Source organism: Glutamicibacter sp. AOP12-B1-11 (genome assembly GCF_052379245.1).
GTDB lineage: Bacteria > Actinomycetota > Actinomycetes > Actinomycetales > Micrococcaceae > Glutamicibacter.
Window position 1 is genome coordinate 114298 of the sequence record NZ_JBQSYL010000004.1, and the last position, 22752, is coordinate 137049.

Genomic DNA, 22752 nt, shown 5'->3' on the forward strand with positions numbered 1-22752 from the left:
ATTGTGTTGTTAGCTCGCAGCCTCAAGCAGCGCCGCGATACCCGCGGCGCGATCGGTTAGATTCACGCGCAGCACCGGACGGCCGTGTTCGGCGTCCGCGAGCACCGCGCCGTCGCCGGTAGCCTGGGCGGTGATCAAACCGCCGAAGCTGTAGGCGCGGCCCGGGATCTCCAGGTCCTGCTCGTGGTTCGCGGTGACCTGCAGGAAGACCCCCTGGCGGGGGCCGCCCTTGTGGTACTGGCCGGTGGAGTGCAAGAAGCGTGGTCCCCAGCCGAAGGTCACCGGGCGTCCGGTGCGTTCGGCCAGCAGGTCGCGCAGCGCCTCCAGCTCCTTGTCGCCGTGGCGGTTCAGGTAGGCGTGGATGGACAGGTAGCCATCCTCGCCCAGCTGTGCGGTCAGCGCATCGAGCGCGCCGGCCAGGTCCGCGGCCTGCGTGCCGAACAGCTCGACGCTGCCGTCCACCGCATCCGGGGATCCGGCGGCCGGCGCGTCGAGCAGCGAGCGCGCGGCAATCTTGGCGGCCTCGACATCCGGCTGGTCAAACGGGTTGATGCCCAACAGGTAGCCGGCCACGGCGGTTGCGTACTCGAAGATCATGAACGAGGTGCCCAGCGGTGCACTGAGGTGGATCGCGGTGGCCTCCTCATCGATTTCCGCGGGCAGCTGCTCGTGCAGGTAGAGCGGCAGCACGTCGGCGGCCACCTGCTCCAGCTCGGGCGCGTCCGCGTGGGCCACCACGGGGAGCACTCCCTTGCCGAGCTTGCCGGTGGATTCGGCGATGAGCTGTTCGGCCCAGTCCCCGAAGCCCGGCAGGGCGTCGCCGATTTCCGCGATAACCAGCTTGTCGCGGCCGGCGGTAACCAGCGCGGCGCCTAGGTGCAAGGCAATGTTGTCTTCGTCGTCGCCGCTGAGCAGGTCCGAGATCAACCCGGCCTCTTCGATCAGCGCTTCGATATCGGCCCCGGCAAGTCCCGAAGGCACCAGCCCGAAGGCGGTCAGCGCCGAGTAGCGCCCGCCCACATTCGGGTCGGCGTTGAAGACCGCGCGCACGCCTTCCGGATTGTCCATCGGCGAACCCGGATCGGTGACGAGCACCAGGCGGGTAGCCGGATCGATGCCGGCGGCCTCGAAGGCCGCGGTGAAAGCGCGTCGCTGCGAATCGGTTTCCACGGTGGACCCCGATTTGGAGGCGACGACCACGACGGTGCGCTCCAGCTCGGTGTTCACGATCTCGGAAACCATCTGCGGGTCGGTGGTATCGCAGATGACCAGGTCGACCTCGTCATGCGCGGTGATCACCTCGGGCGCCAGCGAGGAGCCGCCCATGCCGCACAGGGCGATCCGGGTCAGGCCCTCGGCCAGCAGCTGCTCGCGCAGCTCAAGGATCTGCGGAAGCAGCTTCGCGGCGGCTTCGAAGGGCTGAGCCCAGCCCAGGCGCATGGCGGACTCGGCTTCGGCCTCGGCGCCCCACACGGTGGGGTCCTGGCCGGCGATGCGGCTGCCGATCTTGGCCTCGATGAGCTGCGGAAGCAGCCGGTCGACCGAGGCGAGGGCCGCGCCGGAAGTAACTAAGCCCAACTCCATCTACTTGGCCTCTTTCAAAGCCACAGACATGTCCTCGAGCAGTTCGTTCCAGGCGACGTCGAACTTCTGAACGCCTTCGACCTCGAGCAGCGACACAACCTCGTTGTAGTCCACGCCCTGGGCCGCCAGCGCGTCGAGCACGCCGTTGGCCTGGGCGTAGCTGCCGGAAACCACGTTTCCGCGGATCTCCGCCTCCGCGGCGGTAGCCTCCAGGGTCTTTTCCGGCATGGTGTTCACGGTCTGCGGTGCCACCAGTTCGGTGACGTACAGGGTGGATGGGTAGGCAGGATCCTTCACGCCGGTCGAAGCCCACAGCGGACGCTGCACATTGGCCCCGGAGGCTGCCAGCGCTTCGTAGCGTGCCGAGGCGAAGGTCTCCTCGAAGACCTGGTAGGCCAGGCGGGCGTTGGCCACACCGGCCTGGCCGCGCAGGGCCAGTGCCGCCTCGGTGCCGATGGTGTTCAGGCGCTTGTCGATTTCCGAGTCCACGCGGGAAACGAAGAAGGAGGCGACCGAGTGGATCTTGGACAGGTCCAAGCCCTTGGCCTTGGCCTTCTCCAAGCCGATCAGATACGCGTTGATGACCTCGCGGTAGCGTTCCAGCGAGAAGATCAGGGTGACGTTGACGCTGATGCCCGCCGCGATGGTTTCGGTGATGGCCTCCAGGCCGGCCAGCGTGGCGGGGATCTTGATGAGCACGTTTTCGCGGGCTACACGTTCGTGCAGGGCCTTGGCCTGGACGATGGTCTGCGCGGTGTCGTGGGCCAGACGCGGGTCGACCTCGATGGACACCCGGCCGTCGAAGCCGTTGCTGGAGTCGTAGATCGGGCGGAACAGGTCGCAGGCGGCGGCAACGTCGTCGCTGGTGATCTCGGTGATCGCGTCTTCGACCGACTTGTGGCGCTGCTCGGCGATGGCCTCGCCGTAGACCGCTGCGTTGGTCAGTGCCGCGGCGAAGATCGACGGGTTGGTGGTCACGCCGACGACGTTCTGCTCTTCGATGAGCTTGGCCAGCGAACCGCTGGTCAAACGCTCGCGGGAAAGGTCGTCCAGCCAGATCGAAACGCCGGCGTCGGACAGGGCCTGGGTATTTGGGTTACTCATAATGTGTGCCAGTTCCTTTACTTAACAACTTTTTCGGCGGCTGCGACAACTGCATCGGTGGTGATCCCGAATTCGCTGTAGAGCTTCTTGTAGTCTGCGGATGCACCGAAGTGATCCAGGGAGATGATTTCGCCCGCGGCGCCGACCAGCTCGCGCCAGCCCTGGGCTACGCCGGCTTCCACCGAAACGCGGGCGGTGATGGCCGCCGGGAGCACCTCTTCGCGGTAGGCGGCGTCCTGCTTGGCGAACCATTCGAAGCTCGGCAGCGAGACGACGCGGGCGGCGATGTTCTTCGCGGCCAGTGCCTCGCGGGCCTCGACGGCCAGCTCGACCTCGGAGCCGGTGGCCAGCAAGATGACATCCGGGGTGGTCTCGGCGCCCTCGCGGACTGCCTCGGCCAGGATGTAGCCACCCTTCAGGGTGCCTTCGGCGCCGCGGAAGCCTGGTGCCGAACGGTCATAGATCGGCAGGTTCTGCCGGGAGAGCACGATACCCGATGGGGTGTCGGTCAGTTCCAGCATGCCGCGCCATGCGTAGGCGACCTCGTTGGCGTCTGCCGGGCGGACGACGTCGAAGTTCGGGATGATGCGCAAGGAGGCGAGCTGCTCCACCGGCTGGTGGGTCGGGCCGTCCTCGCCCAGGCCGATCGAGTCGTGGGTCCAGACGAAGATCGATGGGATGCCCATCAAGGCGGCCAGGCGGATGGCCGGACGCTGGTAGTCCGAGAAGATCAGGAAGGTTCCGGAGAACGCGCGGGTCGGGGAGGAGAGCACGATGCCGTTCACGATCGACGCGGCGGCGTGCTCGCGGATGCCGAAGTGCAGGACGCGGCCGTAAGGGCTGGCATCCCAGGAATCGGTGGAGCGGCGCTCGGGTGCGAAGGACTTCGCGGTGGCGATGGTGGTGTTGTTCGAACCGGCGAGGTCCGCGGAGCCGCCCCACAGTTCGGGCAGCTCATCGGCGATCGCGTTGATGACCTTGCCCGAAGCGGCGCGCGTAGCCATGGTGGAACCCGGTTCGAAGGTCGGGATCTTTTCGGTCCAGCCCTCCGGCAGTTCCCCTGCCTGCAGGCGCTCAAGCAGCGCTGCCTCTTCGGGGTTGGCGCGCTTCCACGCCTCGAACGTCTCGTTCCATGACTCGTGCAGCGCTGCGCCGCGGGTCACTACCTCGCGGGCGTGAGCGAGTACTTCCTCATCGATGTGGAAGGACTGCTCCGGGTCGAAGCCCAGAACATTCTTCAGCCCTGCGACTTCTTCGCCGCCGAGCTTCGAACCGTGGATGCCGCCGGTGTTCTGCTTGGTTGGCGAAGGCCAGCCGATGATGGTGCGCAGCGCGATCATCGAGGGACGGGAGGTCTCGGCCTTGGCGGCGCGGATTGCGGCGTCCAGGGCGTGCATGTCTTCGACGTATTCGCCGGTGACGGTCCAGTCCACGCGCTGGGTGTGCCAGCCGTAGGAGTCGTAGCGGCCCAGCACGTCTTCGGTGAACGCAATGTCGGTGTCGTTCTCGATGGAGATCTTGTTGTCATCGTAAATGACGACGAGGTTGCCCAGTTCCTGGTGGCCGGCTAGCGAGGAGGCCTCGGAGGTGACGCCCTCCTGCAGGTCGCCATCGGAGGCGATGACGTACACGGTGTGGTCAAACGGGCTGGTGCCGGCTTCTGCCGCCGGATCCAGCAGGCCGCGCATGCGGCGCTGGGAGTAAGCGAAGCCAACGGCCGAGGCCAGGCCCTGGCCCAAGGGGCCGGTGGTGATCTCCACGCCGGCGGTGTGGCCGTATTCCGGGTGGCCCGGAGTCTTCGCACCCCAGGTGCGCAGCGCTTCGATGTCTTCCATCTCCAGGCCGTAGCCCGAGAGGAAGAGCTGCAGGTAGAGGGTCAGCGAGGTGTGACCGGGGGAGAGCACAAAGCGGTCGCGACCGATCCAGTTCGGATCCTTCGGGTCGTGGCGCAGGTGCTTCTGGAAGATCAGGTACGCAGCCGGAGCCAAGCTCATGGCGGTACCGGGATGGCCGTTGCCAACTTTTTCTACTGCGTCGGCTGCCAAGACACGAGTGGTGTCGATGGCCTTACGATCCAACTCGGTAAGTGAGAACTCTTCTACTAAGGATTCAATCGCCACTGCGGCGTTCCTTCCATTCAGGCTTGGACGGGGTTTATCCCGCTGACACGCAATACGCCGTCGACCCTGCTACCCGTAGTCGAGCTTTTTGGGGTATCAGGTGGCGACGGCGCGATTAGTGTCCACTGTATCGCGAATCGCTCTATGACTGTATGGGTTGAACAAACATGACACGCACATTTTGCATCAATCTTTGACCCATCGAACATTGCCGAGAGCACAACCGGAGGGCGAGCCTCCCGCGGCCCGGGCTGCGGCAATGACCGGGCGAGCTGAATTAGGGACCTTCTGCTGCGCTCCGGCGCGGCGCGAATGCCGCGCCGTGGCCGGGCGGGGGCCGTGGGGAAATGGTTATCGCGCCGAGCGCACTGGACATCCAGGCGAGGTTGCGTTTGAAGCTTGGGAAAACCTTTGGTCAACAACGTTATATTCTTGTTTGTCTTAGAATTACAAACTTTGGAGCTTGTTTTTTCGGGACGGGATGGCGGTGCCGCCGCGCGGCGCGGGTGCCGGCTGGCGGAGGTCGTCCAGCATTGCGAAGCGTGCGCGGCTGCTCCTGGATGATGTCGGAGGGGGTAAAGATGACCGGAATCACGGAGTTGGCCTTGAATACTTACATCAAGCAACTACCGTCTGAGTTCTATTCGTCGTAGAATAAGTGGTGTCTGTCTTGTACCCGTGTAGAACTGAGTGCGTTTAATTGAAGACTCTTAGCGTCGCCGGATCGTTAGTACCGCGCTCATCGCGCCAACCTGACGAAAATGCTGGGGATTTTGCCAAGCGCAAGGCCCGTGCCTATCTGGCGCTCACCAAGCCTCGCGTCGTAGAGCTGCTCCTGGTGAGCACCTTGCCGACAATGATCTTCGCAGAGCGCGGTTTCCCTGCCGTCTGGTTGATGGTTGCTACCATTCTTGGCGGTGCCATGGCCGCCGGCGCGGCAAGCGCATTCAACTGCTACCTCGATCGCGACATGGATAAGTTGATGAAGCGCACCAAGGGGCGGCCTTTGGTTACCGGTGACGTCACCCCGCGCGAGGCCCTGATCTTCTCTTGGGTCTTGGCGATCGCATCGCTCGTAGTCTTCTGGTTCGGCACCAATCCGCTGGCCACGGCCCTGGGACTTGCCGCGATCCTTCTCTACGTAGTTCTCTACACGATGATCCTCAAGCGCCGCACCTCGCAGAACATCGTCTGGGGCGGCATTGCCGGTTGCATGCCGGTCCTTATCGCCTGGGCGGCGGTCACCGAGACCGTGGAATGGCCGGCGATCATCCTATTCCTGGTGATTTTCCTTTGGACCCCGCCGCACTACTGGCCACTGTCCATGAAGTATGCAGATGATTACAACGCCGCCTCGGTGCCGATGCTAGGGGCAATAGCCAACGCCCGCCGTGTTTCGGTGCAGGTAGTTCTCTATGCCTGGGCCACGGTGGTCTGCTCCCTGCTGCTGCTGCCTATGGGATATGCGGGCATTGTCTACACCGCGATTGCCGGCGGGGCAGGCGTATGGTTCGTCTACGAGTCACATGTGCTCTACCGCGAAGCTCAGCGCGATCACAGCCCTGCCGAGATGAATCGCAAGGCCATGAAGGTCTTCCATATTTCGATCACTTACCTATCGATCGTGTTCCTGGCGCTGGCTATTGACCCGTTCGTCGGCAGCCCGCTGTTTGGCTAAGCAATTACCCTGAAATCCCCGCTTCCATTGAGTTGGAGGCGGGGATTTTTGTCTCTGCGGACCGGATCCGCATGTCGTCGATGCTGCTTCCGGAAATGCTTGGCAGCGGTGGAGCTTCGACGGAGGTATCCCACCGCTCGTGCCCCTGCTATCGCTCTAGCATCCCGCCACTTGGCCGTGGCGGAGGCCATCGTGCTCATTTACGCAGTGACCCACTATTGGTCGCGGGATTCGACGGGGGACTGCTTCTTGCCTTCGGATGCTACGGGCTGCTGCGTTAGGGTCTGTTGGAAAGTTTGCTTCGCAGAGCAGGCGCTAGCCCATGCGGATAGAGAAAAGGCTGGAAACCAGGTGGTTTCCAGCCTTTTGCCATACTGCCTGCGAAGTTAGTGCTGCTCGACGCGCTCGCTCTTCGGCAGCCTGGCCGCACGATCCCAGAGGTTCGTGGAGGCGACCATCAGCAGGCTCGCACCGAGCATATGCAGAAGGACCAAGCCGATGGGGAGCCCGGTGAAATGCTGGATGTAACCGAGGGCCGCCTGCAGTGCAATGACGAGGACCAACCACCAGCTGGCCGCACGGAGCTTGGCGTTGCCTCCGGTGCGGTAGGCGAGCACCAGGACGATCACCGTGGCAAGGACGAGCAAGTACACCGGGGCCGTGTGCATGCGCGTGACCAGCAGGGGATCGAAGAGGTGCCGGGGAGCGGTGGCGTCGCCGGCGTGCGGGCCGGTTCCGGTCACGATCGTTCCCATGATGACGGCAAGCATCGACAGGACCCAAGCGGCCGTCGCGAATTGCCCGATGGTCTTCGTCGTTGGCGGGGTGATGTCATGCTTCAGCTCGCGGCGGGTTCGGTTGACCAAGATCGTCGCCAGGCAAACCAGCGTGCCCGAAAGTATGAAGTGCAGGGAAACAACCCAGGGGTTCAGATCCGTCCAGACGGTAATGCCGCCGATCACGCCTTGAGCCGGAATGCCCGCCAGCAGCACCACTGCGAGCTTGAAGATCGAAGGGTGGCTCTTGCGCATATTCCAGATTGAAATTAAGAAAGCCACGGCAATTGCAAGCAGGACGAAGGTCAGCAGGCGGTTCCCGAACTCGATCAGCCCGTGGTAGCCCATTTCTGGAACCGGGGTCATCGACCCCGGGACGCAATTGGGCCAGTGCGAGCAGCCGAGGCCGGACTTGGTCAACCGCACCGCACCACCGGTGACGATGATCCCAATCTGCGAAACCAAGGAGGCGATAGCAAGGCCGTGGACGATGCGGGTGACCTTCGGCGGCATAGTGCCTAGCCATGCGACGGCGGCAGCGACAATGATTCCGAAGAGGTCACCGATCTTGGCGCGCAACTTGGAAGCCCAGCTTCGTTTAGCTAGGTCTGAAGACATGGAAATCTCCCCTTCATGGTGTTCTGGTTAGTTCCACTTGAATAGTTTGATGGCGGCAAATGAACCAGCGGCGGCCCAAAGCACCAAGAAGATTACGCTTGCGATGCTGAACCGGCCTTCAATGAGCGCCGAGCGCATGGCGTCGCCGAGTGCGGCAGAGGGCAAGGCGTCCAGGGTCGGCTGGATCCAATGCGGCGCCATGCTCAGCGGGAAGAGCACCCCGCCCACGCCGGCGAGCAGGATCCACGCCAAATTCGTGATTGCCAAGGTGGCTTCGGGGCGAACGGTGCCCGCAATCAACAGCCCCAGGGCGGTGAAGGCAGCTGCTCCGAGAAGCAAGAATAAAATTGCCGGAAGGATTCCAAACAGGTTTGGCTCCCATCCGAGCAGCAAGGCCACAAGGGTGATGAGGACTACCTGGATGGCCAGCACGGTGAGCACCGCGATGACCTTTCCGAAAATCAGGCCGGTCTTTCCCAGGGGAGTCGTGGAGAACATCCGCAGTACGCCATAGCGGCGGTCGAAGCCCGTTCCAATGCCCTGGCCCGTGAAGGCTGTAGAGATCACGCACAAGGCCAACACGCCCGGGACGGCGGCATCAATGCTGCGCGGGGCAACGCCTTCGAGCAAGTCGGTAAAGGTCAGCCCGAACAAGGCGATGATAGGCAGCACCACCGCGAGCACTAGTTGCTCGCCATTGCTGAGCATCATGATCGTTTCGTATTTGCCCTGGAGCGCGATGCGCTTGGGGGTGGAAACCGCGTTGGATTTGGCAACAGTCTGGCTCATGCCGACTCCTCCTTTTGCGCGAATTCCAGAAAAACATCTTCGAGGCTACGTGCCTGCAGATTCATATGCTTAGGCAGGATTCCCTCGCGTGCCCACCAGCTGGTGAGCCAGTGCAGATGCTCCGCGGTGCTCACCCCGGTCAAGTGGTACTCGCCGGGAGTGGTTTCGCTCAAGTGCAGGCCTGCGGGGGGTTGCGGGAGCGTGAGGCCAGGTGCCGCGCCAAAACCCACGGGGCGGGTCTCATGCTCGGCGGCGGCCAGCGTCGTCAATTCTGCGACGGTGCCCTGCGCAACGGTGCGGCCCTTGTCGATGATGTACACGTAATCACTCAGGCGTTGCGCGTCATCCATCAGATGGGTGGTGAGCACGATCGCCTTGCCGGCGTCGCGCTGTTCGCTGATCAGATCGAAAACTACTTGACGCGACTGTGGGTCCAGACCCGCGCTTGGCTCGTCCAAGAACAAGACTTCGGGGTCCCCGGCCAGCGCCAGGGCCAAAGCGACGCGTTGCTTTTGGCCGCCTGAAAGCCTGCGGATGGTGCGGCTGCCAAAGGATTCGAGATCTAAACGCACTATCAGCGCATCGATATCTATTGGGTTCTTGTACATGGCCGCGACATGGCGCAGCAACGGAACCGGGCGCATCGAGGGAGGCAGCCCGCCGTCCTGCAGCATTACGCCGACACGCGAGCGGAGGGCCGGATTGTCCCCGTAGGGATCTTGGCCGAGCAATTGCACCGTTCCGCCTACAGGGCGCATAAGCCCCTGGGCGCAGGCGAGGGTCGTTGACTTGCCGGCGCCATTGGAGCCGAGAAGCGTGGTGACCTGCCCGGGGAAAGCTTTGAGGGAGACGGAATCCAGGACCCTGAGCATGCGATTATTCAGCGCAGGAACCGGTCCCAGATCCTTGCTCAGCTCATTGATGATGAGGCTGGGAGTAACTGAAGACACCACAGCATTCTACGTCATGTCGAAGTCAAGGGCTCTGAGTCCTTTGTCACGAAGGCTCGAGTTCGTTTTGCGTGCGGAGGATGATGGTTGTAGCGGAAGAGAAAATCCGCGAGATTTCCAAGGTGACAAGCTCTACCTTAGTAAGTCCTTCCTTACTAGACGTAGGCTAAAAATATAGGCATGCTTGTGTTGTGTATTCATCTAATTCAGACACAGCTAGTACCACAACTGGCACTACGGTTGACGCGGTTGGGGATACTGAGGAGCGCACGCGAGACCGAGTTCTGAACGCAGTCCTTGAAGATGGACCGGTCAGTGCAGCCGAGCTTGGCACCAAGCTCGGGTTCACGCCCGCGGCGGTTCGGCGTCACCTCGATGCCTTGTCCAAATCCGGACTGGTAGAGGTGAAGCTGGTAGCCAACCAGAAGTCGGGCGCAGGCCGTCCGTCCCGTCGGTACGTACTTTCGCACCGGGGACAGACAAAACTGGGCAATGACTACCTGGATATCGCCACCCAGGCACTTAAGGTGTTGGGGGATGCGGCGGGAGAAGATGCGATTCGCAAATTCGCCCAGGACCGTTTCGCGACGATGGAAAGCCGCTATGCGAAAGCGTTAGACGGTGTTGAAGGGTTGGAGGAGCGAGCAGCGAAGCTAAGCGAATTACTTAGCTCCGATGGTTTCGTTGGCTACACCCGCAAGGTTGAAGCGAAGGTTTCAACAGCACTAATGCGCAGCGTTCAGCTGTGCCAGGGGCATTGCCCCATACAAGATTTGGCACGCGAGTTTCCGGTGTTTTGCGACATGGAAACTGAAATGTTTGCCCGGCTGGTCGGTGTCGACGTGAGAAGGCTGTCGACGCTAGCCGGCGGCGGACATGTGTGCACGACCCACATCCCTGTGGGTCGCGGAAAGGCGCCAATACGCGCTGAGAAGAGAACTCGAATCAAGTTCACGAAGCAGGAGAGGCCGCGATGACGGATCAGATTGCACAGGAGTCTGCCGACCCAGGTGTAATTTCCGATATTCTGGAGAAGAACCCCGAACTCCACGGAATCGGTAATTACGAATACGGCTGGTCAGACAAGAACGACGCGGGTGCGAATGCACGTCGCGGCGTTGATGCCGATGTTGTAGCTAACATTTCCAACCTCAAGTCAGAACCTGAGTGGATGTTGGAGCTGCGCCAGAAAGGCTTGAAGTACTTCGACCGCAAGCCGATGCCTACCTGGGGTCCAGACCTCTCGGGCATCGACTTCGACAACATCAAGTACTTCGTTCGCTCGACCGAAAAGCAGGCCACCACGTGGGAAGACCTGCCCGAAGACATCAAGAACACCTACGACAAGCTAGGCATTCCAGAGGCTGAAAAGCAGCGTCTGGTTTCCGGCGTAGCTGCTCAGTACGAGTCCGAGGTTGTTTACCACCAGCTGCGTGAAGACCTCGAAGCCCAGGGCGTCATCTTCCTCGACACGGATACCGCGTTGAAGGAACACGAAGACATCTTCAAGGAATACTTCGGCTCGGTCATCCCAGCAGGCGATAACAAGTTCGCTTCGTTGAACACCGCGACCTGGTCCGGTGGCTCCTTCGTCTACGTCCCCAAGGGCGTACACGTGGAGATCCCGCTGCAGGCCTACTTCCGTATCAACACGGAAAACATGGGTCAGTTCGAGCGCACCTTGATCATCGCCGACGAGGACTCCTACGTCCACTACATCGAGGGCTGCACCGCCCCGATCTACCAGTCGGACTCGCTGCACTCGGCGGTCGTGGAAATCATCGTGAAGAAGGGCGCCCGCGTCCGCTACACGACGATCCAGAACTGGTCGAACAACGTGTACAACCTGGTGACCAAGCGTGCCGTCTGCGAAGAGGGCGCCACCATGGAGTGGGTCGATGGCAACATCGGCTCCAAGGTCACCATGAAGTACCCGGCTGTCTACTTGGTTGGCGAGCACGCCAAGGGCGAGACCCTGTCCATCGCCTTCGCCGGCGAAGGCCAGCACCAGGACACCGGTTCGAAGATGGTTCACATCGCTCCGAACACCTCCAGCACCATTGTCGCCAAGTCGGTGGCCCGTAACGGTGGCCGCTCCGCTTACCGCGGTCTGGTCCAGGTTCGCGAGGGTGCCAAGGGCACCAAGAACTCGGTCGTGTGTGACGCGCTGCTGGTTGACCAGATTTCGCGTTCGGACACCTACCCATACATCGACGTCCGCGAGGATGACGTGACCATGGGCCACGAGGCAACGGTTTCCCGTGTTTCCGAAGAACAGCTGTTCTACCTGCAGTCCCGCGGCCTGGCCGAGGACGAAGCAATGGCGATGATCGTGCGTGGCTTCGTTGAGCCAATCGCCCGTGAACTTCCAATGGAATACGCGCTGGAACTGAACCGCCTTATTGAACTCCAGATGGAAGGATCGGTCGGCTAAGAATGTCCGAGACCACTACTCAGATTCCCGATGAGAAGGCGCGCATTGGCGCCCCCTCCATCCCGGGCTTCACAGAAGAGGGCGAAAACCTTTCGCCATTGAACGACAGCGCCACCTCCCCACTTGCCGGCGACTCGGCCAAGAGCCACAGCCACGGCGGCGGCGAAGGTGTGACGGATTCTTCACGTGCCGGTCGTTTGACCAGCTTCAACGTCGAAGATTTCCCCAAGCTGACCGGACGCGAAGAAGACTGGCGCTTCACCCCGCTCAAGCGCATCGGTGGCCTGCACACCGCTGAACTGACCGGCAAGGCACCGAAGGTTGAACTGACCGGTTCCGACAACGTCTCGCTGCGCACCGTCGCGGCAGACGACGCGATCCGCGGCAACGCCTTCACCCCTGATGACCGCGTGTCGGCCAACAGTTGGAAGTACTCCAACGGCGCACAGGTGCTCACCATCCCGGCTAACGCCGACGATGTGAAGAGCGTCCTGCGCATCACCGGTGAGTCGCTGGATCCAGCGGCTCAGCACCTGATCATCGTGGCGGAAGAGAACTCCGAAGCCATGGTCGTTATCGACCACGTAGGCTCGGCAGTGCTGGCGCAGAATATCGAATTCGATGTTCGCCAGGGCGCTCGTCTGCGCGTTGTCTCGCTGCAGGCTTGGGAATCGGATGCAATCCACGCTTCCTCGCAGCAGGCCTCGGTGGCCAAGGACGCAACCTTCAAGCACATCGTGGTCACCTTCGGTGGCGACCTGGTGCGCGTGAACCCTTCGGCTCGTTTTACCGGAGAGCACGCCGAGATCGAGCTCTACGGCCTGTACTTCGCCGACGCCGCTCAGCACTTGGAGCACCGCCTGTTCGTCGACCACGCGGTACCGAACTGCAAGTCGAACGTGCTGTACAAGGGTGCCTTGCAGGGTAAGAACGCGCACACCGTCTGGGTTGGCGACGTGCTGATCCGGAAGGCTGCCGTGGGAACCGATTCCTACGAGGCGAACCGCAACCTGGTGCTCACCGACGGCACCCGTGCCGACTCGGTGCCTAACCTGGAAATCGAGACCGGCCTGATCGACGGTGCCGGACACGCTTCCACCACCGGACGCTTCGACGACGAGCACCTGTTCTACCTGATGGCTCGCGGTATCGATGAGAAGACCGCACGCCGCTTGGTGGTTCGTGGCTTCCTGAACGAAATCGTCCAGCAGATCGGTGATGAGCAGCTCCAGGAGCGCCTGACCGACACCATCGAAGAAGAATTGGCAACCACTACCCTCTAGGTAGTGCCGGTTCTACCAGCCTTTTAGATATAGAAACGGAACGACGTATGTCTACTCTGGAAATCAAAGACCTGCACGTCTCGATCGACACCGAGCAGGGTGAGAAGGAAATTCTCAAGGGTGTTTCGCTGACCATCAACACCAACGAAACCCACGCAATCATGGGCCCCAACGGCTCGGGCAAGTCCACCTTGGCCTCGACCATCGCCGGCCACCCACGTTACAAGGTCACCTCGGGTTCGATTACCCTTGATGGCGTCGACGTGCTGGAGATGAGCGTTGACGAGCGCGCCAAGGCCGGTCTGTTCCTGGCCATGCAGTACCCAGTCGAGGTCCCCGGCGTGACCATGACCAACTTCTTGCGTACCGCCAAGACCGCAATCGACGGCGAAGCTCCGAAGCTGCGTACCTGGACCAAGGACGTCAAGGAAGCCATGGCGAAGCTGAAGATCGATGCGGACTTCGCTGGCCGTAACGTCAACGAAGGCTTCTCCGGCGGCGAGAAGAAGCGCGTCGAAATCCTGCAGATGGAACTGTTCAAGCCTAAGTTCGCCATCTTGGACGAGACCGACTCGGGCCTCGACGTTGACGCGTTGAAGACCGTGTCCGAGGGCGTCAACCGCGCTCAGGATGATAACCAGATGGGCACCTTGCTGATCACCCACTACACTCGCATCCTGCGCTACATCAAGCCAGACCACGTGCACGTGTTTGTTGACGGTCGCATCGCTGAGCAGGGTGGCCCGGAACTTGCAGATCGTTTGGAAGACGAAGGCTACGACCGCTTCCTCAACGTCAAGGCCTAGTAAGGTAAATTCCATGAGTGAATCAACCGAACAGAGCACGGGAGCCGCTACGACTCCGTTGGAAGACGTAGAGGAGGCGCTCAAAGACGTCATTGACCCGGAACTCGGTGTTAATATCGTCGACTTGGGCCTGCTTTACGGTCTGAAGTACGCGGAAGACGGCGCACTTATTCTCGACATGACCCTGACCACCGCGGCTTGCCCGCTCACCGATATTATCGAGGAGCAGGTCGCCCAAGCGATGGAAAGCGTTGTCGACGAGCATCGTTTGAATTGGGTCTGGATGCCGCCTTGGGGTCCGGAACGCATTACCGACGATGGTCGCGACCAGATGCGAGCCCTTGGGTTCAACATCTAAGTTGTAGAGCCAAAAGGCACCTTTCGAATCTTTCAAGATTCGAAAGGTGCCTTTTCTTAATCCGCTTGTTGAATCTGCGCTGGTTGTAGCCCCGTCCCTGGCCCGATGGTTTTAGTCGGGCTGTGTGTACACCGATTCAAAAGCCATCGCCGTACCGGTGCCACCGGCGGCGGCCATGAGGGCCAGACAGAGTTCATCGCCGCGTGCGGTGGCCCGTGCCTGCCAAAAGAGCCGGGTGGCCAGCAAAGCCCCGCTGGCACCGTAGGGGTGTCCCAAGGCAAGCGCGCCGCCATCACGGTTAACCGTTGAGGCGCCAATTCCTAGCTCTGCAAGGCAAGCCAAGGCCTGGACGGCGAACGCCTCATTGAACTCGATGAGTTCCGCCTTGCCTAGCCGGTCGACGCCGAGCAGCTGCGCAAGCTTTTGATACGCGGGCACCGCTGCCATGCCAAGGATTTGTGGGTCGCAGGCCCCGGTGCCAGTTCCTAGATATCTCAGGGCAAACCGTGCGTCAAGTCGTGCATAATGCTCTGCATCGACAACCAACACCGCTGCGGCCCCATCATTTATAGGGCATGATTTGCCTGCCGTCACGGTACCGCCGGGAACGAACGCGGGACGCAAGGAGGCTAGTTTCTTGGCCGACAATCCCTCGCGTGGGCAGGTATCGGATTGGACCACTCCCGAAGGAGTGCCAATCGGCACGATTTCCTGGTTGAAGCGTCCGGCTTGCTGCGCTTGCACCGCGCGTTGGTGACTGCGTAGGGCAAACTCGTCCTGGGCGGTGCGGGAGATCTGGAACTGTGCGGCGATGTTCTCCGCGGCCACACCCATTTCCGGGTCGACTTGCGGGTGTGGGGTAAAACGGGCGCGCGAATAGATCCGTGGCGGAGAAGCGGGATCCCCATTCTTCTCCATTCGCCAAGGTGCGGTGGATACCGATTCGACACCACCAGCGATCACCGCCCGTGCCTCGCCGCAGCGCACCATTCTGGCTGCCGCTGCGATTGCCTCCAACGCGCTCGCGCATTGGGCATCGAGGGTAGTCGCCGGCACGGAGTCAGGCAGCCGAGAAACCTGCGTTGCGACGCGCGCAATGTTTCCGCCGGGTCCTGCCGCGTTTCCCGCGAAGACGTGGTCCACGTCTGCAGGGGAGATTCCAGTGTCCTCCAACAAGGCGTCAAAGACCTTGCCCAGTAGTTGGTCGGCTCCGAGACGAGCGAATTCCTTATTTGAGCGCACCACTGGCGTGCGCCTGGCGGCTATGATCAAGGCTTCATTCATCGCAAGCGCAGCTTTCTCAGTCCGGATGTTGTTGGTGCTGGAAGAGTTTGAATATCGCATTTGCCGCTGGCGGTCAGTGGCCAAGAAGGCAAAAACACTACGTCGTGGGGAATTTTATAAACGGGCAGAATCTCGCGGAGTACCTGCAAGACCGAAGATGGATCGGGCAGTGGCTGGTGAAGAGCAAGTTGCACATAGGCGGTCAGCACCGTCTTGCCGTGGGCCAGGCGGTGCGCCAGAACGAGCGACTGCCTCAAGCCTGCCGCTTCGAGCGCTCTGGTGATCTCCGCAGGATAGACGTTGTTTCCATTGATGTTCATCATCTCGCCGCCGCGGCCAAGGATTTGAATACGTTGACCGGGTAGCAAGCGGGCAATATCTCCGATTCCGGTCGCTTCCTCGCAGCGTTCTAGCTGGCCCGAGCCCTGCGGGTCATAACCGATGGCGTTGAAGGCACTTCGAATCATGAGCCGACCTGTCCCGTCGGTGCCATTCTGTGCATGCAAATGTGCCCGGACTCCGTCGAAGAGCGTCCCCATGAAAGGGCTCTCCTCGGCTTCTTCAAGGCTGCGCTGGCGGTAGGCAATCAGGCTGTGCTCGCTGCTGCCGAAGTATTCGATGCAATTTACGTCTTTCGAGAGCTGTAGGATCTGCTGGGCCAGATCCAGGCTCAGGGCTTCGCCGCCGGTGACCACGTGACGCAGCCCGGAGAGCCGCTGGAGTGGAATCTGCTGGAGCAGCAACCGCACGAGCGAAGGAACTGCAACCAGTCGGTTACAGCTGGTTGACTGCAATAGTCGCCGAACGTGCCCGGCCTGCCAACGTCCCGGTGCCACTAGGGTGCCGCCGAGCGCGACCGATTCAACCAGCGCATATAGGCCGAGGCCATGAGCGAGCGGACCGGGAACAAGCGTTGTGGAATCTTCGCTGGCCCCGAGAATCCCCGCGCACCGGCTGATGGACTGCTCCCATGAATGGCGGGTGCGAACAACTGCCTTGGGGCTGCCGGTGGATCCGGATGTGAAGATGAGCAAAAGCTCGGAGTCGGAGCCGGCCTGTGTGGCCAGGTCCGCAAGCGCATGGCTGGGATCCGATACCTTGCGCACGCCTAGAGCCGTGTGGCCAAGCTCTGTCACCGACGCTTCACCGGGCTGATCCGTTAGGACCTTCGGAGACCCGAATTGCGTGAGCGTGGTCTTCAGCTTTTCGGCAGGCCAGGTCGGATCGAGAATCATGGCGCTCACCCCGGCGAGCACGCAGGCATGGAATCCTATGGCCAATGCGACTGGATCCGAGCAGTAGAGTCCTACGCGACGGCCAATGCGTGGATCCCGCTGCAATGCCTGAGCCAAATCGTGGCTCGAGGCGTACAGGGTTGCGTAATCGATTACCTGGGAAATGCTGATTACGGCCGGGTGATCTGGACGAGTGAGCGCGTGATGCTGCAGCTGGCTGGCGAGATTCATGGATCTAGCGCATGAGTCCCCGGTAGCTGCGGTGAACGGTGACGGCCACGAGCGTGGCGACCACTGCCTTGATCAGATCCCCGGGGATGAACGCCAGGGAACCGAGCGCAGAGGTGCCAAGGTCAAGGCCGGTCACCACGGAAGTCCAGGGAATTCCGAAGAGGTAGATGATGCCTATTCCACCCAACAGTATGGAAAGCAGTCCGGTCACGATGCGCGTGCCCTGGCTTTTCTGGCGAAGCACCCAGTACTTGAACAATACGCCAATGACCAAGGAGCCAAAGATCCAGCCGAGCAGGTAGCCGCCGGTTGGGCCGAGTAGGACCGCGAGTCCGCCGCGGCCGCCTGCTAGGAGCGGTAATCCTGCCAGGGCAAGGACAACCACAACCAGGCTGGAGAGCATGCCTCTGATGGGGCCGAGCAGCGCGCCTGCCAGCATGACGCCTAAGGTCTGCAAGGTGATGGGCACCGGAACGATGCCAATCACGATTGGGGGAACAAGTCCCATGGCTGCGATCATCGCAGCAAAAATAGCTACGTAGACGGTATTTCGGGTTTGCGAAGAAGTGGCAGTTGCCATAGTTGGGTCCTAACGAATGATGCTGCGAGAGCTGATGGCGAGGTTATTTGAGTTTGTCGGCAGAGTCGTACCCACGAGCTTCCAGTGCTTCGGCGGTGTCGTCGGCAATTCGCAGTGAGCGAATCACCAGCGGGACCGCCACAGCCAAAGGATTGTTGGCCAGCCCGCGCGCATGCTGTGCCTCGCGTACTTCTAGATAAACTCGCTTGAGCTCTGGAATGAAGCGAATGGCTAGAGATAGCCCCAAGGAAATTTGGGCCGGGTTAGCGCCCACATAACGCAGGGGAGAGGCCACCTGCTGAAAGAGTTCCAGCATGGCGTCGAAGGTTGTGGTCAGGCTGACGGCGTAGGCGAACATGCACATGGTGAGCAATCGAAGCACGGACACCCAAGCGTTTTCCCAGTTGGTCTGCATGCCCAGCGAAATAAAGACAAAGCTGAGGATCAGCAACAAGGTGATCAAGGCGGTGCGCAATTGCTGAAATTTCACTCGCGCGCTGAACAGCAGCAGGAGGCTGCCAATGAGCAGCACGACAAGCGCTTGCCAACTTGGGATCAGGTACAACCCGATGCTGATAGCCAAGAGCGCGCCAAACTTTAGTCCGGCAGGAAGCTTTGCCAGGTAGGAGGTATTGTGTGCCGCGATCATACGTGGCTCCACTGCCGGTAGTGAGCGATGGCGTCCGCTGGAAGGCCGTCAAATGCAATGGTTCCGTCGGTGACGACCAGAACGCGATCGAAATCTTCTAGCAGTTCCAGATCGTGTGTGATCACGATCGCGCGCTGTGGAAGCTGCGCAATTTCGCGTTGGAAGCGTAGCCGGTTGCGCAGATCGAGCATGGTCGTTGGCTCGTCGAAGACGATCGTGCGTGGCTGCATTGCGATGACGGCGGCCAGCGCGACCATCTGCTGCTCGCCCCCTGAAAGGGTATGGCTTTCCCGGTCCGCCAGATGCTTGATGTTCAACTCGTCTAGCGTTTGCTCGACCCGGACCTTGCGGTCGGCCTTTGACAGCCCTAGGTTCTTCAGGCCGAACGCAATGTCATCGGCCACCAGCGGCATGATGATTTGGTTTGCCGGGTTTTGGAAGACGAAACCTACATCGCGGCGTATCTGTTTTGCATGCTTGGAGGTATTCATTTCGCCTACGCGCACCGTGCCATAGGTGGGAACAACGAGAGCATTGAGCAATCGCGACAGGGTGCTTTTCCCTGCGCCGTTGGCGCCGATGATTCCGATGCGACGTTCGTTGAGCGTCAGATTGATATCAGCTAGGACGGTGCGGTCCTCGAAGCTGACGGTGACCTGCTCAAGTTGGATCTCTGGTAGTTCCACAATGCTCCATCGCGACGTACTTGTTCGCCCAGTAAAACACCAGTGGCTAGTTGGCGGTAGGGCTGCGTTCTTCGTGGCCGATTCAACCACTGAGAAAAGAGCATACTTGATCACTGTTCAATTGTCTTGATCGGTGTTCAAGAAATATTTAGAAGCCGAGGAACTGTTCGTAGATAAGAACTAGTGAGAGTCCGATCATGATGATTCCTGAAGATGCGGTCACTATGCGTGCGGCTAGTGGACGTGAGCGTAATAAAAGACGCGAGGCGAAGGCAATCGAGAAATACACAAGGACTGACACGGCGAAGTGCGTGAGTCCAAGCGCTCCGGTCTGCAGCGATAGCGGCCAGGTGGCAGAGCGGTCAATGAATTGGGGAATGAGCGCAAGGTAAAGTAGCAAAGCCTTCGGGTTGGTGCCGCTGGTGAGAAGGCCCTTGAAAAACGCGCCGCGCCATGGGCCGCCAGGTTTCAGCAGCGGACGGGTTTTGGCAAGCACGGCGGTAGCCGCGAAGGGAAGCTCCGCGGGATCGCTTGAAGAATTCACCGGAGTCATGGACTCGGAAGATGCAGGCGATGAGGTGCCATAAAATTTCGCCGACCTCCAGCTCGCGAGGGTGACGACGCCAAGCCATAAAAGGTAAAGGGAACCGGCCATGGTGAGCCATAGCAAGAGTTGCGGCGAGCTGGCCACAAGTGCCGCTACGCCGCAGACCAGTAGCGCGGTATGAAACAGATATCCGGTGAGTAGCCCCCAAACTGCTGCGCAATATCCCTTGGGCCCAATGGCCGAAGAAATGATATACGCCCAATCGGCACCCGGAGTGCAGGCGAGCGTTATGGAGACAAGGAGGAATCCGGTTAGTTGAGCGATATCCAAGGTGTCTCCTCATGGTTCCAGCAGTACTAGTGCAAGCGTAGGAAATATTCATCAAAAAGTGTTTGCCGATTTTGCTTGAAACTGGGAAACATAAGCACGATTTTTACGATCATTGTGGAATTGGCGCAAAAATATTGCGTAGTATGCTGGTGCTATGGATAAATTGGATCGTGCGATTATCGCCGAGCTGCAATTGGACGGCCGGATGAGTGCAACCGCCTTGGCGAACAAGGTGGGACTGTCGGTTGCGCCATGCCACCGCCGCATTCGAGAACTCGAACGCACGGGGGTGATCGCCGGATATCAAGCCGTTGTCGCCCCTGAGCGCGTAGGGCTGGCCTTCGAGGCGTTGGTGTTCGTGACGCTGAAAGATCGCACCCAGCTCAAGGCCTTTGAGGCGGCTGTAGAAAAGGATGAACTCATCGTCGAAGCGCAGCGCCTGTTTGGCGAACCGGATTTCCTGCTTCGCGTGTACGCCAAAGACCTGACGCACTATCAGCACCTATACGATGACGTGCTAGTCGAACTGCCTGGAGTGGAAAAGCTAAATAGCACGATCGTGATGCGAAATATCAAAGAGCGGGCGATCCTGCCGGTCTAGTGGTTGACTTCCACCGCGTTGCCAGATTGCGCTGCGCGAGGTGTGATGAGCAGCGAAATCACCAGAATACCCGCAATGATCCATAGCGCCTGCGGCAAGCCGGTGGCATCTGCAACGAAACCGATAACCGGAGGTCCGCTGAGCATCGCGCCATAACCGAAGGCGCTGATCACGCTCACTGCTCTTGGGCCGAGGTGATCGCTACGTGAGGCAGCGATCGACATGCCAACAGGGAAGCCAAGGGCGCTTCCAAGACCCCAGAGCACGGCGCCCGCTCCTAGGGTTGCCGTATCTTCGCCCAGGATAAATAGCACGATCCCAATGAGGCCGATCATTCCCATGATCATCAGCGAGCACTTGGTGCCAATGCGGTCCACGATCGGCCCACCGGCAAACCTGCCTATCGTCATGGCTCCGGCGAACAGGGTGAACATCAAGGCCCCGCTTGGGTGGTCCAAACCATGGCCGTCAACCGAGGCCACCGCCAGCCAGTCATTGGCTGCCCCTTCGGCGAAGCTCAAGCCAGCAACCATTAGCCCGAGCAAGAGCAGCAAGCCCCGGTGGGAGCGCGCTCCGGACGTCTGCAGTTGGGACTTGTCTCGCGGACGGGAATAGTTGTAGTTCCAATCCCTGAATCCAGTCTGTGCTATGAGTGCCAAGGAAATAATCATCACGGCGACCAAAATAAAGTGCCACGCGGTGGTGATGCCCAAGCTGAGGGTGGCCGTCGCGATTCCTGCACCAAGCAATGAGCCGAGGCTGAAGTAGCCGTGCAGCGAAGGCATGATGCTCTTGCCAAGCTTTCGTTCAACCTTGGCCCCATTGACATTCATCGTGATGTCAAGGGAGCCAAAAACCAGCCCATTGGTGAAAAGCACGACGAAGGCTAAGGCCTCGCTGTGCAGTATCGACACGGACAGTCCTAGCCCGACAAGTATTAGGGCAAGAATTATCGGCAACACCAGTAGCAAGTTCTTGGCCGAGACTCTTCGGCTCAGCGCCGGCGCAAACGTGATGCCGGTCAGAGTTCCAGCGGTCATGCAAAAGAGGAAAGCCCCGAGCCGAGAGCCAGAAAAATCAAAGATCATGGCGAAGATCGAAAGTCGGCCCGCCCAGGAGGCGAAGGATAAACCAGCAATCAAAAAGATCAGGTTAACGCTTAAGCGTTCGCCGAATATCGGCTTTGCTCGAGCGGGGGCGATGAGCGCCATTTACCGGTTCCTCCTGATTTGTACAGCTCCTTGAGTTTATCCCAGTTTCAAAAAAGTTGAAACTAAAATCTATGCGATCCCGAGTACTGCTAGCGCACTTTTAGGGGGCTCCTATGAAACTCTAAGTATCGGTTACTTTTCGGCTGGGCGTTCCGCTAGCCGGGGTTCTTTCTAGGCCGCTGAGCATGAGGATTTCTATCGGCAATAAGGCGATTGGCGAAGTGCCGCGAAGGCATCACGCAAGCGATGCGGCGTGGGGCCAGGGGTGAAGCGAGGAGTTTTCGAATCAAATTGCTGTGGGATTGCTAGTGGCGATCCACGAGCAGGAATGCAATCCCGGCGGGCAAACGCAATAGCTCAGAGGCGTCATGAAGAGATCGCGAACCTGGCGGGCTGTTGCAGGCTTGAACCCTTGCTCGAGGAATACTTCTTTTGGTGATACGCAAATCCGAAGAGGGGCCATGGGGTGGGGGCTCAAAACAAAAACTATGGTCAAAACCCGCTAAGGTCTCTTTCTCGTTTCAAAAAGAAAAACCGCCGCTCATTTGTATTACCAAGTGAGCGGCGGTTTAATTTGGTACCCCCGGCCGGATTCGAACCGGCGACCTAGAGATTAGAAGGCTCTTGCTCTATCCAGCTGAGCTACGGAGGCGTAACCGAAAATTAGTTTAGCCCATTGACAAGCAAGATCTCTAACCGGAGGCGCTAGTGTTGTAGGAGGAGCGCTTTGTTAGCTGTTGAGTAGGGGATCTTTGTATGCAGCGATGGAGAATTGGCGGACTGAAAAGTATCGCCTGTTATACGGCCATAAGTTTTGGGCTCGCGTGGCTCGTAGCTTTGCCATTGTGGCAAGGCGCGGGCCTTCACCATCCGCAGTTCATGTGGATTGCCATGGGTA

Annotated in this window: 21 protein-coding genes and 1 tRNA gene; 8 read left to right on the plus strand and 14 right to left on the minus strand. The window is 60.2% G+C overall.

What is annotated here, in order from left to right:
- Nucleotides 1–9: 9 nt before the first annotated feature.
- Genes ACT3UQ_RS03615 through tkt form a run of 3 tightly spaced genes read right to left on the minus strand, consistent with a single transcriptional unit; the run spans nt 10 to nt 4808 of the window.
- Nucleotides 10–1584 (minus strand): glucose-6-phosphate isomerase, encoded by a 1575-nt coding sequence (locus ACT3UQ_RS03615; RefSeq protein ID WP_444636502.1) that lies wholly within the window; start codon nt 1582–1584, stop codon nt 10–12.
- Complete coding sequence (gene tal / locus ACT3UQ_RS03620) at nt 1585–2688, minus strand: transaldolase (protein ID WP_444636503.1); 1104 nt, start codon at nt 2686–2688, stop codon at nt 1585–1587.
- Nucleotides 2689–2705: 17 nt separating this feature from the next.
- On the minus strand, nt 2706–4808 hold the full coding sequence (gene tkt / locus ACT3UQ_RS03625) for a transketolase (protein WP_105649521.1): 2103 nt from the start codon (nt 4806–4808) through the stop codon (nt 2706–2708).
- Nucleotides 4809–5508: 700 nt separating this feature from the next.
- On the opposite strand from tkt, the gene ACT3UQ_RS03630 reads away from it, so the two are divergent.
- Complete coding sequence (locus tag ACT3UQ_RS03630; protein ID WP_096285128.1) at nt 5509–6486, plus strand: heme o synthase; 978 nt, start codon at nt 5509–5511, stop codon at nt 6484–6486.
- A 386-nt stretch (nt 6487–6872) separates the two neighbouring features.
- Here the strand turns inward: ACT3UQ_RS03630 and ACT3UQ_RS03635 are convergent, their stop codons facing one another.
- The 3 genes from ACT3UQ_RS03635 to ACT3UQ_RS03645 are packed head-to-tail and all read right to left on the minus strand — an operon-like array spanning nt 6873 to nt 9619.
- Nucleotides 6873–7880 carry a COX15/CtaA family protein gene (locus tag ACT3UQ_RS03635; protein WP_105552298.1) on the minus strand — a complete coding sequence of 336 codons (1008 nt, stop codon included), beginning with the start codon at nt 7878–7880 and terminating at the stop codon, nt 6873–6875.
- 27 nt (nt 7881–7907) lie between these two features.
- Nucleotides 7908–8669, minus strand: a complete 762-nt coding sequence (locus ACT3UQ_RS03640; protein ID WP_105552297.1) for an ABC transporter permease — start codon at nt 8667–8669, stop codon at nt 7908–7910.
- Complete coding sequence (locus ACT3UQ_RS03645) at nt 8666–9619, minus strand: ABC transporter ATP-binding protein (protein WP_374954983.1); 954 nt, start codon at nt 9617–9619, stop codon at nt 8666–8668. The genes ACT3UQ_RS03640 and ACT3UQ_RS03645 overlap by 4 nt, the downstream gene beginning before the upstream one ends.
- A 191-nt stretch (nt 9620–9810) precedes the next feature.
- Here ACT3UQ_RS03645 and ACT3UQ_RS03650 point away from each other — a divergent pair, with 191 nt between their 5' ends.
- From ACT3UQ_RS03650 to ACT3UQ_RS03670, 5 genes are read left to right on the plus strand one after another with little or no spacing between them, the layout of a single operon-like run.
- Complete coding sequence (locus ACT3UQ_RS03650) at nt 9811–10596, plus strand: helix-turn-helix transcriptional regulator (protein ID WP_105552295.1); 786 nt, start codon at nt 9811–9813, stop codon at nt 10594–10596.
- Complete coding sequence (gene sufB, locus ACT3UQ_RS03655; protein ID WP_105552294.1) at nt 10593–12053, plus strand: Fe-S cluster assembly protein SufB; 1461 nt, start codon at nt 10593–10595, stop codon at nt 12051–12053. The genes ACT3UQ_RS03650 and sufB overlap by 4 nt, the downstream gene beginning before the upstream one ends.
- A gap of 2 nt (nt 12054–12055) precedes the next feature.
- Nucleotides 12056–13336 (plus strand): Fe-S cluster assembly protein SufD, encoded by a 1281-nt coding sequence (gene sufD, locus ACT3UQ_RS03660; protein WP_444636504.1) that lies wholly within the window; start codon nt 12056–12058, stop codon nt 13334–13336.
- A 47-nt stretch (nt 13337–13383) separates the two neighbouring features.
- A complete protein-coding gene (sufC, locus tag ACT3UQ_RS03665; protein ID WP_096285114.1) occupies nt 13384–14142 on the plus strand; it encodes a Fe-S cluster assembly ATPase SufC in 759 nt (252 codons plus the stop codon).
- Nucleotides 14143–14155: 13 nt separating this feature from the next.
- Nucleotides 14156–14500 (plus strand): metal-sulfur cluster assembly factor, encoded by a 345-nt coding sequence (locus ACT3UQ_RS03670; protein ID WP_096285112.1) that lies wholly within the window; start codon nt 14156–14158, stop codon nt 14498–14500.
- A gap of 111 nt (nt 14501–14611) precedes the next feature.
- Here ACT3UQ_RS03670 and ACT3UQ_RS03675 read toward each other — a convergent pair whose 3' ends face one another.
- From ACT3UQ_RS03675 to ACT3UQ_RS03700, 6 genes are all read right to left on the minus strand, one after another.
- A complete protein-coding gene (locus ACT3UQ_RS03675) occupies nt 14612–15844 on the minus strand; it encodes a thiolase family protein (RefSeq protein WP_444636505.1) in 1233 nt (410 codons plus the stop codon).
- Nucleotides 15781–17250 (minus strand): class I adenylate-forming enzyme family protein, encoded by a 1470-nt coding sequence (locus ACT3UQ_RS03680; RefSeq protein WP_444636506.1) that lies wholly within the window; start codon nt 17248–17250, stop codon nt 15781–15783. The genes ACT3UQ_RS03675 and ACT3UQ_RS03680 overlap by 64 nt, the downstream gene beginning before the upstream one ends.
- A 4-nt stretch (nt 17251–17254) precedes the next feature.
- A complete protein-coding gene (locus tag ACT3UQ_RS03685; protein ID WP_096285106.1) occupies nt 17255–17830 on the minus strand; it encodes a biotin transporter BioY in 576 nt (191 codons plus the stop codon).
- Nucleotides 17831–17873: 43 nt separating this feature from the next.
- Nucleotides 17874–18479 carry an energy-coupling factor transporter transmembrane component T family protein gene (locus ACT3UQ_RS03690; protein ID WP_096285104.1) on the minus strand — a complete coding sequence of 202 codons (606 nt, stop codon included), beginning with the start codon at nt 18477–18479 and terminating at the stop codon, nt 17874–17876.
- Complete coding sequence (locus ACT3UQ_RS03695; RefSeq protein ID WP_105552290.1) at nt 18476–19165, minus strand: energy-coupling factor ABC transporter ATP-binding protein; 690 nt, start codon at nt 19163–19165, stop codon at nt 18476–18478. Before ACT3UQ_RS03695 ends, ACT3UQ_RS03690 begins: the two co-directional genes overlap by 4 nt.
- Before the next feature lie 148 nt (nt 19166–19313).
- Nucleotides 19314–20042 carry a LysE family translocator gene (locus ACT3UQ_RS03700; protein WP_105649515.1) on the minus strand — a complete coding sequence of 243 codons (729 nt, stop codon included), beginning with the start codon at nt 20040–20042 and terminating at the stop codon, nt 19314–19316.
- 154 nt (nt 20043–20196) lie between these two features.
- Here ACT3UQ_RS03700 and ACT3UQ_RS03705 point away from each other — a divergent pair, with 154 nt between their 5' ends.
- Nucleotides 20197–20643, plus strand: a complete 447-nt coding sequence (locus tag ACT3UQ_RS03705) for an Lrp/AsnC family transcriptional regulator (protein WP_105552288.1) — start codon at nt 20197–20199, stop codon at nt 20641–20643.
- Here ACT3UQ_RS03705 and ACT3UQ_RS03710 read toward each other — a convergent pair.
- A complete protein-coding gene (locus ACT3UQ_RS03710) occupies nt 20640–21683 on the minus strand; it encodes an MFS transporter (protein ID WP_181148237.1) in 1044 nt (347 codons plus the stop codon). The two genes, ACT3UQ_RS03705 and ACT3UQ_RS03710, sit on opposite strands and share 4 nt — an antisense overlap.
- 46 nt (nt 21684–21729) lie before the next feature.
- On the opposite strand from ACT3UQ_RS03710, the gene ACT3UQ_RS03715 reads away from it, so the two are divergent.
- Nucleotides 21730–21888 (plus strand): hypothetical protein, encoded by a 159-nt coding sequence (locus ACT3UQ_RS03715; RefSeq protein ID WP_181148238.1) that lies wholly within the window; start codon nt 21730–21732, stop codon nt 21886–21888.
- Between the two features lie 541 nt (nt 21889–22429).
- Here the strand turns inward: ACT3UQ_RS03715 and ACT3UQ_RS03720 are convergent.
- A tRNA-Arg gene (locus ACT3UQ_RS03720) sits at nt 22430–22506 on the minus strand.
- Nucleotides 22507–22752: the final 246 nt, after the last annotated feature.

What these genes read in the sequence shown, in the direction of transcription:
- ACT3UQ_RS03680 (WP_444636506.1), bottom strand. Translation starts at nt 17,250, where the DNA reads ATGAATCTCGCCAGCCAGCTGCAGCATCACGCGCTCACTCGTCCAGAT.
- sufD (WP_444636504.1), top strand. Translation starts at nt 12,056, where the DNA reads ATGTCCGAGACCACTACTCAGATTCCCGATGAGAAGGCGCGCATTGGC.
- sufC (WP_096285114.1), top strand. Translation starts at nt 13,384, where the DNA reads ATGTCTACTCTGGAAATCAAAGACCTGCACGTCTCGATCGACACCGAG.
- ACT3UQ_RS03705 (WP_105552288.1), top strand. Translation starts at nt 20,197, where the DNA reads ATGGATAAATTGGATCGTGCGATTATCGCCGAGCTGCAATTGGACGGC.
- ACT3UQ_RS03615 (WP_444636502.1), bottom strand. Translation starts at nt 1,584, where the DNA reads ATGGAGTTGGGCTTAGTTACTTCCGGCGCGGCCCTCGCCTCGGTCGAC.
- ACT3UQ_RS03640 (WP_105552297.1), bottom strand. Translation starts at nt 8,669, where the DNA reads ATGAGCCAGACTGTTGCCAAATCCAACGCGGTTTCCACCCCCAAGCGC.
- ACT3UQ_RS03710 (WP_181148237.1), bottom strand. Translation starts at nt 21,683, where the DNA reads ATGACCGCTGGAACTCTGACCGGCATCACGTTTGCGCCGGCGCTGAGC.
- ACT3UQ_RS03675 (WP_444636505.1), bottom strand. Translation starts at nt 15,844, where the DNA reads ATGCGATATTCAAACTCTTCCAGCACCAACAACATCCGGACTGAGAAA.
- ACT3UQ_RS03685 (WP_096285106.1), bottom strand. Translation starts at nt 17,830, where the DNA reads ATGGCAACTGCCACTTCTTCGCAAACCCGAAATACCGTCTACGTAGCT.
- ACT3UQ_RS03715 (WP_181148238.1), top strand. Translation starts at nt 21,730, where the DNA reads ATGGCGAAGATCGAAAGTCGGCCCGCCCAGGAGGCGAAGGATAAACCA.
- sufB (WP_105552294.1), top strand. Translation starts at nt 10,593, where the DNA reads ATGACGGATCAGATTGCACAGGAGTCTGCCGACCCAGGTGTAATTTCC.
- ACT3UQ_RS03635 (WP_105552298.1), bottom strand. Translation starts at nt 7,880, where the DNA reads ATGTCTTCAGACCTAGCTAAACGAAGCTGGGCTTCCAAGTTGCGCGCC.
- tal (WP_444636503.1), bottom strand. Translation starts at nt 2,688, where the DNA reads ATGAGTAACCCAAATACCCAGGCCCTGTCCGACGCCGGCGTTTCGATC.
- ACT3UQ_RS03690 (WP_096285104.1), bottom strand. Translation starts at nt 18,479, where the DNA reads ATGATCGCGGCACACAATACCTCCTACCTGGCAAAGCTTCCTGCCGGA.
- ACT3UQ_RS03670 (WP_096285112.1), top strand. Translation starts at nt 14,156, where the DNA reads ATGAGTGAATCAACCGAACAGAGCACGGGAGCCGCTACGACTCCGTTG.